The sequence below is a fragment of the Stenotrophomonas sp. 05L44_2 genome, assembly GCF_056665995.1.
In genome coordinates this window covers 1-11059 of record NZ_JBFTNR010000043.1, presented here as the reverse complement: position 1 = coordinate 11059, position 11059 = coordinate 1, and the positions used below count along the sequence as shown (strand labels likewise).

At 66.8% G+C, this 11059-nt stretch carries 6 protein-coding genes and 1 pseudogene; 3 read left to right on the top strand and 4 right to left on the bottom strand.

Annotated features, from left to right (window positions below; translation table 11 throughout):
• From AC1VAN_RS02665 to AC1VAN_RS02650, 4 genes are all read right to left on the bottom strand, one after another.
• Nucleotides 1-518 (bottom strand): DeoR family transcriptional regulator (locus tag AC1VAN_RS02665; protein ID WP_480985217.1); only part of this gene is annotated, 518 nt, incomplete at its 3' end.
• A gap of 33 nt (nt 519-551) precedes the next feature.
• Nucleotides 552-1886, bottom strand: a complete 1335-nt coding sequence (locus tag AC1VAN_RS02660) for a D-tagatose-bisphosphate aldolase, class II, non-catalytic subunit (protein ID WP_480985216.1) — start codon at nt 1884-1886, stop codon at nt 552-554.
• 16 nt (nt 1887-1902) lie between these two features.
• Nucleotides 1903-2841 carry an ROK family protein gene (locus tag AC1VAN_RS02655; RefSeq protein ID WP_025877472.1) on the bottom strand — a complete coding sequence of 313 codons (939 nt, stop codon included), beginning with the start codon at nt 2839-2841 and terminating at the stop codon, nt 1903-1905.
• On the bottom strand, nt 2834-3988 hold the full coding sequence (locus AC1VAN_RS02650) for an SIS domain-containing protein (protein ID WP_025877469.1): 1155 nt from the start codon (nt 3986-3988) through the stop codon (nt 2834-2836). The genes AC1VAN_RS02655 and AC1VAN_RS02650 overlap by 8 nt, the downstream gene beginning before the upstream one ends.
• A 321-nt stretch (nt 3989-4309) precedes the next feature.
• Here AC1VAN_RS02650 and AC1VAN_RS02645 point away from each other — a divergent pair, with 321 nt between their 5' ends.
• From AC1VAN_RS02645 to AC1VAN_RS02635, 3 genes and pseudogenes are all read left to right on the top strand, one after another.
• Nucleotides 4310-7669, top strand: coding sequence for a TIM-barrel domain-containing protein (locus AC1VAN_RS02645; RefSeq protein WP_480985218.1), 3360 nt, complete (start codon nt 4310-4312; stop codon nt 7667-7669).
• Nucleotides 7670-7800: 131 nt separating this feature from the next.
• The gene (locus tag AC1VAN_RS02640; protein ID WP_480985215.1) at nt 7801-10776 is read left to right on the top strand and encodes a TonB-dependent receptor plug domain-containing protein; all 2976 of its coding nucleotides are present in this window, start codon (nt 7801-7803) and stop codon (nt 10774-10776) included.
• A 64-nt stretch (nt 10777-10840) separates the two neighbouring features.
• Nucleotides 10841-11059, top strand: a pseudogene (locus AC1VAN_RS02635) (gfo/Idh/MocA family oxidoreductase); the annotation flags it as partial.

The window sequence follows — 11059 nt, the reverse complement described above, 5'->3', positions numbered from 1 at the left end:
CCCAGGAACAGCGTGTCGAAGCTGTAAGAGTTGAGGCTGGCTTCAGCCTGGCTGCCCTGCAGCGACAGCGATTGCTGGCGCAGCAGTCCGCCGGTCAGCAGCACGGTGATGCCGGCGGCGTTGGCCAGTTCCCAGGCGATGTTCAGGCCGTTGGTCATCACCGTCACATCGCGGTGTTCGCGCAGATGGCGGGCCAGGGTCATCGTGGTGGAGCCGGAGTCGATGATGATGTTGTCACCGGCCTGCACCAGGCGCGCGGCCGCCGTGCCGATGGAGTCCTTCAGCGGCAGGTTCAGCGCATCCTTTTCGTGGATGTCCTGTTCCTGCGGCGGTGTACGCACCAGGGTGGCACCGCCGTGGGTACGCGTGGCCAGCCCCTGCGATTCGAAGTGGGTCAGGTCGGCACGGATGGTCACCGCCGACACGCCGAAGCGCTCGACCAGATCGGCCACCTGCACCGAGCCGTGCTCGATCAGCAGCTGCAGGATCTGTTGCCGGCGGGAGCGGGTGTTGCGCATGGCCATTCTCGGTTTCGCAGGGAAAGGTAGAGATTAGCCGTTCGCAAGATCGGCGGCAGCCGGACTTGCGTTGTGCTTGCGGGTTCCAGCCTGGTTGGCGCTGCAGGCGCGGGCGTATTCGCCCAGGCACAGGCCGATGCGATGCTGCACCAGGGCGGTAGGCGTATTGGCCAGGGTGCCCTCGCGCACGGCGCGGTACTGCTCCGGCAGGTACTGGCTGAGCAGCACCAGCGGCGGCGCGTGCTGTTCCAGGTTGGCAAACAGGGTGTGCACGGCCTGCACCAGCGCCGGCTCGCCCCAGTAGTAGCGGCAGCGGTCGCTGAAGGAATAGCTGCGCAGCAGGCGCAGGGTCGCTTCGTCGCCCTGGTAGTACGACTGCCAGGACTTCGGCTGCGCCACCATCACCTCGTCCAGCACCTGCGGCAGGCGCGAGCACTGCGCGGCCGGCAGCAGCTCGGCTTCGATGGCAGAGAGTGCGAACAGCGCTTCGCGATAGGCGAAGGTCGCCGCGGGGCCGACCTTGAGGATGGCGAAATGGTCGCGCACCAGCGCATGCAGGCCGCTTTCGCGCTGGTAGTCGGTCGAATGCGCTTCGAACACAATGCGCGGCTGCTGTTCGAGGAAGTCGGCCAGTTCGCTGGCGGCGGCCGSGTCGTASTMGTGCACGCTGCTGTGGTCGAARTCCACGCCSGGCTGCACCACCATGGCCAGCACACGCTGCCATGCATCGCGCAGCAGCGGGGTATCGAAGGCCTGCCGATGGATGGCCAGGGTCTGCGCAGCGGCGGCCGGGGTGGTCACCTGCAGGCCACCGGCCAGCGAGGCTTCGCCACCGGGAATCGGCACTTCGGTACCGATGACATAGACCGGCGGCGGCAGGCCGTGCTCGGCGGCGGTGCGCTCGGCGATCTCGGCCAGCTCGGCCGAACGTGCAGCAACGATGGCATCGGGCAGCGGCACCGGGTCATCGGCGCAGGACATGCTGCAGTCCAGGTGGATCTTGTGGAAACCCGCGGCGACGTAGGCCTCGATCAGCACGCGCGCATGGGTCATCGCTTCGGCGGCCGGGCGCTTCTGCCAGGCGTTCGGGCCAAGGTGGTCACCGCCGAGGATCAAGCGCTCGCGCGGGAAGCCTTCCTCATCGGCCAGGGTACCGACGTAGTCGCGGTACTGCGGCGGGGTCATGCCGGTGTAGCCGCCGAACTGGTCGACCTGGTTGGAGGTGGCTTCGATCAGCAGCACGGTATCGTGCGCCAACGCCACGTGCATGGCCGCGCGCAGCACCTGTTCGTTGCTGCAGCAGACGCTGTACAGGCCGACGTTGTGGCCGGCGCGGTGGGAGGCAAGCAGGGTCTGCAACGGGGACATGGTCAAGCTCCGGACATCAGGAAAACGAGGGTTGGCAGGCCAGCAGGGCGGCACCGCGTGCACCACCGGCATCGCCGAAGCGCGGCGGCACGATGGGCGGCACCTGCACGCCGTTGAACAGATGCGCGGCGATGGCCGCCGGCAACAGCTGGTACAGCGGTGCGTACTGGGACAGGCCGCCACCGAGCACGATCACGTGCGGGTCCAGCGCCAGCACCAGGGCGGCCAGGCTGTGGCCGAGCAGGTCGCGATGGATGTCCAGCGCCTGCCGTGCACGCGCATCGCCGGCTTCGGCCAGGGTGACCACCACGCTGGCATCGGCAGCGCTGCCACCGAGGTGGCGCTCGATCATCGCCAGGCCACTCCCGGACACGTAGCGCTCCACGCAGCCTTGCAGGCCACAGGCGCAATCAATGAGCGGCAGGCCATGACGCTGCAGCAGGTGACCCGGCACGCTCCAGTGGCCCCATTCGCCGGCCAGGCCGTTGAAGCCGGACAGCAGGCGCCCCTGCAGGCAGAAGCCGCCACCGGCACCGGTGCCGAGGATGGCGCCGAACATGCTGGGGTAGCCATCGGCGGCGCCACCGTGCGCTTCAGAGAGCGCAAAACACTGCAGGTCGTTGCCGAAATGCAGCGGGCGCTGCAGGCGTGCCTGCAGATCAGCCGCCACGCATTGACCGGTCAGCGCAGGCACATTGGCGCTGAGCTGGCGGCCGTTGCGACGATCACGCACGCCGGGCAGGGCGATGCCGATGGCCGCATCGCTGCGACCCAGCGCAGCATCGGCTTCAGCAACCAATGTCACCACCGCCTGCAGGAAGCCGTCGTAGTCGCCCTGCGGGGTAGCCACGCGGCGGCGCCAGGTGACCTGCATCGCCGCATCGCACACCACCAGCTCGATCTTGGTGCCGCCGATGTCGATGCCGTAGCAGGCGTTGGCGATCAGCTCAGCCATGGTGGATGGTGACACCCTTGACCACGCGGTTGACGGTGCCGTCCGGGAACGGATTGTCGGGGGTCAGGCCGAGTGCGGCCGAACGCTGCAGCGCGTACAGCTGCGCAAAGCCCAGCCACACCGGCGCCAGCCACGGGTCATCCAGGGCAGGCACGGTGAGGGTGTAGTCATCGTCGGCGCCGATATCCGAATGCGGGCCGATCGACAGTACCTGGCCAGCCACGCCGTCGCGGCGCAGCTCTTCCAGCAGGTCCTGCTCATAGCGGCGTGCCAGCGGCTGCACGCTGCGCAGCACGACCACCAGGGTGCTGCCGTCCAGCGTGGACTTCGGTCCATGGCGGAAGCCGAGCGGGGTGTTGGCCAGCGCCAGCACGCGGCCGGCGGTGAGCTCCAGCACCTTCAGCGCAGCCTCGCGCGCCAGTGCTTCCAGCGGGCCGCTGCCAAGGTAGATGACCCGGTTGAACGGGCGCTGCGCCAGCGCGGCCACAGCTGCATCCCACTGCGCCTGGCCTTCGCGGGCCAGACCGGCAATCTGCTGCAGGCGCGCGATGCGCGCATCCCACGGCGAACGGTCGAACACGGTCAATGCCGCCAGCAGCATGCAGGTCAGGCTGCTGGTCATGGCGAATGCACGGTCGCAGCTGGCCGACGGCATCAGCAGGGTGCAGGTGTCGGCACGGCCGGCGCCACGGCGGGCCAGTTCGCCCTCGGCATTGCAGGTGATGTCCAGGAAGCGCGCATCGTCCACGTCACTGCGCACGCGGTCGACGGCGGCAACGCTTTCGGGGCTGGAGCCGCTGCGGCCGAACGACACCAGCAGGGTCGGACGATCGCGCTGCAGGTACAGCGCAGGATGGGTGAGCAGGCTGGTGGTATGCACCACGCGCACCTCGGCCGGCCACTGCGCGTTGATGGCATCGGCCACCATTTCAGCGATGAAGCCGGAACTGCCGGCGCCGGTGAACAGCACGCGCTGGTTCGGGTCGTTGAGGCTGTCGCCGAGGAAGGCCTGCAGGCGGTCGCGGGCACGCGACAGATCCTGTGCAAGGGCTTCCCACAGCGCCGGCTGCTGGGCGATTTCGGTAGCGGTATCGGCTCCGCCGCGGCGCTGCCAGGCGGACACATCGGAAAGCAGGGTGACGTCCATTCGGAGGTTCCAGTTGGGCCAGCGCACCATCTGCGTTTTCTTTCGAAATGTCAAATACCGAAAGTAAAAAGAAAGATATCGCGGTGATGACTTTCCTCGCGTGGCATCACTCCGGAAACGAAAGAAACCGCCGGATGCCGTATCGCACAATGCTTAACAGGCGCCTGCAAGCGGTTACACAAAGTATTGCGCCGCAACAACTTTCGTTTCATGTAAATATATCTTCCTTTTTCCTTTCAATTTGTTGACATCTTTCGAATCGCTGCCCTAGAGTCGGCCCAACCGCTTTCGAAACGCCCGGTGAACGGGTTGGGAGTCCGTGTGGAAATCTGCGTTCGTCGTTCGCCACTGCTGCYGGCCCTGTTGCCGGCACTGCTGTCGGCGTCCCTGTCGGCCCAGGCCGCACCGGTCGGCAACCTGCGCTCGGTCAGCGCCAGTGCCAGCACCGACGGTGTAAATGGCTGGGACCTGCAGACCGACAACGGCACGCGCATCCGCATTGAACTGCCGGCCACCGACATCATCCGCGTACAGGCCGGCCGCAACGGCAAGCTGACTGGTGCCGGTGACAAGGCCGCGCCGATCGTGCTGCCGCAGCCCAAGGCCAACGTGCAGGCACAGCTGGAAGAAGATGCGCAGGAGATCCGCGTGCGTACCGCTGCACTCGTGCTGCATGTGCAGCGGCAGCCGTTGCGCCTGCGCCTGGAGCGCCTGGACAACGGCCAGCCCACCGCGCTGTGGCAGGAACTGCAGCCGCTGGACCTGGATGCCGCGCAGAGCGTGCAGGTGCTGTCCTCGCAGGCCGATGAAGGCTATTACGGCGGTGGCCAGCAGAACGGCCGCTACCAGTTCAAGGGCCGCGAACTGGACGTCTCGTACTCCGGCGGCTGGGAAGAGGGGGATCGCCCGAGCCCGGCACCGATGCTGCTGAGCAGCCGTGGCTGGGGCATGCTGCGCAATACGTGGAGCGATGGCAGCTACGACCTGCGGCAGAGCGACCAGGCCACCCTGCTGCATCGTGAAGACCGCTTCGATGCGTACTACTTCGTTGGCGCCGACCTGCCGAAGCTGATCGAGCGCTACACCCAGCTGACCGGCCGCCCGAACATGGTCGCGCGCTGGGCGCTGTCCTACGGCGATGCCGATTGCTACAACGATGGCGACAACGGCAAGAAGCCCGGCACCGTGCCCGAGGGCTGGAGCGACGGCCCGACCGGCACCACRCCGGATGTGATCAACAGCGTGGCCAAGCAGTACCGCGCCAACGACATGCCCGGCGGCTGGATCCTGCCCAACGATGGTTATGGCTGCGGCTACAAGCAGTTGCCGGAGACGGTGAAGGGCCTGGCCGGGTACGGCTTCCGCACCGGCCTGTGGACCGAGAACGGCGTCGACAAGATCGCCTGGGAAGTGGGCAAGGCCGGCAGCCGCGTGCAGAAACTGGACGTGGCCTGGACCGGCAAGGGCTACCAGTTCGCGATGGATGCCAACCGCCAGGCATTCAACGGCATCCTCGACAATTCCGATTCCCGCCCGTTCCTGTGGACGGTAATGGGCTGGGCCGGCATCCAGCGCTATGCCGTGGCCTGGACCGGCGACCAGAGCAGCAGCTGGGACTACATCCGCTGGCATGTGCCGACCCTGGTGGGTTCGGGCCTGTCCGGCATGGCCTACGCCAGCGGCGATGTGGACGCGATCTTCGGCGGCAGCGCCGAGACCTTCACCCGCGACCTGCAGTGGAAGGCGTTCACCCCGGTGCTGATGGGCATGAGCGGCTGGTCGTCGAATGCGCGCAAGCACCCGTGGTGGTACGACGAGCCCTACCGCAGCATCAACCGCGATTACCTGAAGTTGAAGATGCGCCTGACCCCGTACATGTATGGGCTGGTGCATGAGGCTGCGCAGACCGGTGCACCGCCGGTGCGTGGCCTGATGTGGGACAACCCGCGCGATCCGTACGCGCAGGATGAAACCTACAAGTACCAGTTCCTGCTCGGCCGCGACCTGCTGGTTGCACCGGTGTACCGCAGCCAGGCCGCCAGCCGTGGTTGGCGCCGCGACATCCACCTGCCCGCCGGCGGCTGGATCGACTACTGGGATGGCCGCCGCGTGCAGGCCGCCGCCGATGGCCGCCAGCTGGACCGCCAGGTGGACCTGGCCACGCTGCCGGTGTTCGTGCGTGCCGGTGCGATCCTGCCGATGTACCCGTCGATGCTGTTCGACGGCGAGAAACCGCTCGATGAAGTGACCTTCGACCTGTACCCGCAGGGTGATTCGCAGTACACGCTGTACGAAGATGACGGCAACACCCGCCGCTACCAGCAGGGCGAATCGAGCACGCAGCGGATCAGTGTGCAGGCGCCGGCACAGGGCAGCGGCCCGGTACAGGTGCAGATCGATGCGGTACAGGGCCAGTACAACGGCCAGCTGGCACAGCGCCGCTATGGCCTGCGCGTGCTCAGCCGGCAGGCGCCGCGTGCGGTGCAGGCCGCTGGCCGCGCGCTGCCGGCGCTGGCCGACGCGACCGCATTCAACAGCGCCAGCGAGGGTTGGTACTTCGATGCCAAGGAGCGTCGCGGCACCCTGCATGTACGCACCGCGGCGCAGGACATCCGCCAGCCGCTGCAGCTGCAGCTGGACTTCGCCGTCGCCGCAGCGGCCGCCGACGATGCCTATCCGGCTGCACCGGTGCTGGGCCGCGAACTGCCGGCCGACAGCCTGCTGGTGGTCAACCGCCCGGCCGAAGAACCCGGCCATGCGCTGGAAAATGCCTTCGATGATGATCCGGCCACCTGGTTCCGCAGCGTGCGCAACCAGGCCGTGCGCACCGGTGCCCATGAGTGGGTGATCGGTTTCGGCGAACGGAAGATGATTGATGGCATCGACATCGCGCCGCGCAACGACAAGAACTGGAAGCACGGCCAGGTGCGCGACTACGAAGTGTACCTGGGCGACAGCAACGGCGAGTGGGGTGAACCGATTGCCCGCGGCTACCTGCAGCTGAAGGAAGGCACGCAGCGCATCGACTTCCCGGCCCACGCCGGCCGCCTGCTGCGCTTCCGCGTGTTGAGCGTGCAGAACCCCGAAGGTGACGGTGCCTCCAGCGCCGATCCGATGGTGACCGCTGCACAGGGCAGTGCGCGTGCCTTCGACGCGCTGCAACCGCGCGACGTCGGCCCGATTGCGCTGTCCACCTTCCACATCCTCGAACACCAGGAACCGGAGCGACCGGCCCGGCAGCGCTATCTCTCCGAGCTGCCGGTGCCGGCCGCGCTGGCCAGCCAGGTGCACGCCGACAAGGCGTTCACCGGCGACGCCGGCATGCGCATGAACGGCCTGCAGTTCCGCCGCGGCCTGGGCGTGTCCGCCAACAGCCGCATCGACCTGCGCCTGCAGGGGGGATGGCGYCTGCTGCGTGCCGACCTCGGCATTGACGACGCCTGCCGCACGGCCGGTGGCCTGCAGTTCCAGGTCTGGGGCGACAACCGCCTGCTGTATGACAGCGGCCTGGTGAAGGCACCCGGCGTGGTCAAGCCGGAGCTGGACATCCGTGGCCTTTCCACCCTGAGCCTGCGCACGCTGGGTGCGCAGGGCAGCCAACCCGCCCAGGTCTGTGCCAACTGGGCCAACGCCGTGCTGATCGGCCAGGAGGGCGACTCCGCCAGCATCGTCGCCCCATGACCGCCACGTAACACCGCTCCTCCCCGCCCATTCCGACTACGGCTTCACCACGACGGTGGGAGCCGTGGCCCGGGAGCGTTTTGCCCGCCGATCCACCATTCGCGCCGCACCCCTGCCAGGAGAGAACCCCGATGTTGCCCGCCCGCCACCACCGCCCCCCCTGTCGTTCGATCGCACCATTGTCGCTGGCCATCGCCGGCGTGCTGCTGTCGGTCGCCGTTCCTGCCTTCGCCCAGGAGAGCAAGGACAAGGCCACCGACCTGGCCCGCATCGAGGTCACCGGTTCCAACATCCGCCGCACCGACGTTGAAACCGCCTCGCCGGTGCAGGTGATCAGCAAGCAGGACATCCAGAACATGGGTGCGCGCACGCTGCTGCAGGTGCTCGACAACCTGCCTGCTGCCCGGCCAGCGCAGCAGGATTCGCGCTCGCTGTTCACCGGCTCCGACGGCGCTTCGCAGGCCAACCTGCGCGGCCTCGGCGCACAGGGCACGCTGGTGCTGTTGAATGGCCGCCGCCTGTCGTACTACGGCGCGCCGGCGGGCTTCCAGACCCAGTTCGTCAACATCGATGCGATTCCCGCCGCCGCCATCGAACGCATGGAAGTGCTGACCGACGGCGCCTCGGCGGTGTACGGCACCGACGCGGTGGCCGGCGTGATCAACGTGATCACCAAGCGCAACTTCCAGGGCGCGGAGATCAGCTTCACCAACGACACCTCCTCGCGCATCGACTCCTACGGCGAGCGCCAGGCCAGCATCACCGCCGGCTTCGGTGACCTCACCGAGAACCGCTTCAACATCTACGGCGCGGTGAACATGTACCGCCGCGACGCGATTCCGCTGGCCGACTTCTATGACAAGCGCCCGGACCAGTACTACGTCAACAACCCCAACTACCTGAACAACCTGCGCCTGGGCGTGGGCAGCAAGCCGGGTGAGTTCAACCCGGGCAGCTATTTCGCGTTCGATCCGGTGACCGGCCGCCGCGTGCAGGAAGCCGCACCGGGCTGCAAGAACGTGCTGACCAGTGAAGCGGCCGGCCCGCGTTGCGTCTGGGAAACCTGGATGAACAACGAGATCGACGCCGGCGCCAAATCCGAGCGCAACACCGCCTACCTCAACGGCACCTTCCTGGTGGGCGACAGCACCGAGATCTTCGCCGAGGCCACCTATACCGATATCGACCTGCGTGCCAACGGCGGTACCCCGCGCAGCTACGGCACCACCACCGGCAACCCGACCAGCTGGTTCTCGCGCGATACCGGAAACAACGTCAACCAGTTCCTGTATCCGTTCCTGGGCCCGAACAACGAGTACAACCACGCCAGCCCCGAGCTGAAGGCAATGATGGGTGGCGTTGTCGGCCTGCAGTACCTGCTGCAGGATGCCGGCGCCAACTACTTCGGCCAGCGCAACACCGACAAGAGCTACCGCGTGCTGACCGGCGCGCGTGGCAACGTCGGTGACTGGAACTGGGAAACCGCGTTCGCCACCGCCGGCACGCACTCGACCACCTACCAGACGATCAACGTCAACGTGAAGGGCTTCGAGAAGGCCTTCGGTCCTTACAGCATCGACCCGGGCACGGGCCGTGTGATCATCTCCGATCATCCGGCGTACAAGTTCGGTGAGATCAGCGAGGCCAACGCCGCACTGATCCGCGGCGCCTTCCCGACCTTCGACATCCAGTCGTGGACGCGCCTGCATACGCTGGATGGCAAGATCGAAGGCCCGCTGTTCCAGCTGCCGGCCGGTGACATGCGCGCCGCGTTCGGTTTCAACGCCAGCCGCGAAACCTTCTACACCCCCGGCAACGCCGACGCGGCCGCCGGCCTGATCACCCAGCAGGGTGGCTCGTGGTTCGATGGCGCGCGCAACACCTATGCGCTGTTTGCTGAAACGGTGGCGCCGATTACCGAGAAGCTGGAGCTGGACGCGGCCGTGCGCGTGGACAAGTACCCGAACTTCAGCGCCAACGTCGCGCCGAAGATCGGCTTCAAGTACCAGGCGTTCGACCAGCTGATGCTGCGCGGTACCTATTCCACCGGCTTCCGCGCCCCCAGCCTGGCCGAGTCCGGCAACGGCGGCGTGTACGCGCAGCTGGGCGGCTACCGTGATGAACTGCGCTGCGCCGAGACCAACGCCATCGCCAACCTGCTGCTGAAATCGCAGCGCGGCGGTGATGTCGACCTGGGCAAGAGCCTGCTCAACGTGGACTGCAGCCGCACCGTGGCCCGCATGACCCAGCCGAACCAGAACCTGAAGCCGGAGAAGGCGAAGATCGCCACGCTGGGCTTCGTCTACGAGCCGGCCAGCTGGCTGTCGGTGTCGGCCGATTACTGGTTCATCTACCGCGACAACGAAATCGTTGCCCCGGACTACCGCCGCGCCGAAGACATCATCTCCTCGTCGCGCTCGCCGATCACCGACAGCGACCGCGCCAATCTGGCGCAGCTGGCGGCGATGTGCGCCGACCCGGCAAGCGGTGTGAGCTGCCCGGGAACGCTGCCGGGCTACTCGGCCGGCAACGTGGCCAGCGTGGTGGGCCAGTACAAGAACCGCGGCAAGACCCTGATCGATGGCTTCGACATCGATGCGCGCAGCCGCTTCTCGCTGGGTGAGTGGGGCGGGCTGAACATCGGCCTGGCAGCCACCATCGCCAACCGCAACCGCTTCTACATGGATGAACAGAACGGCTGGTACTACGGCGACGTGGTGGGCTATTACAACAACCCGCGCCTGCGTGCGACGCTCAATGCCGACTGGACCTACAAGCAGGTCACCACCAGCATGTTCGTCAACTACGTGGGCGGCACCAAGTGGGCCACCGACCAGATCGACGAAGAAAGCAACAACAAGGAAACCTGCACCGGCGGTTACCTGGCCCTGGAAAAGAGCAAGTGCGATGGTGCACCGTCGTGGTGGACCGCCAACATGAGCGTCACCTGGCGCCCGGATGACGCGTGGAACCTGAGCTTCACCRTCAAGAACCTGTTCRACCGCCTGCCGTTCTACGATCCCAACAGCTTCCTGGGTGACTCCAGTGACTACGCCACCATCTTCGGTCGTGGTTACAGTGTGACCATCGGCTACCGGTTCAAGTAATTCCGTTTGCGTGACCAGGCGCGCCGGCCCAGGCTGGCGCGCCTTCAAGAGGAGAGTGTTTGCCATGAAGCGTAGGGAATTCATCGCGGCCAGCGCCGCTGTCGCCGCCAGCAGCCTGCTGCCGCAGACCCCGGCATGGGCACGTGGCCGCAAGGTACGCCTGGCCGTGATCGGTACCGGCATGCGTGGCCTGGTGCTGCTGAAGGAACTGGTGCGCCGAGACGACGTGGAGGTCGTTGCCCTGTGCGATATCGAGCCGATCATGCTCGGCCGCGCCGTGGAC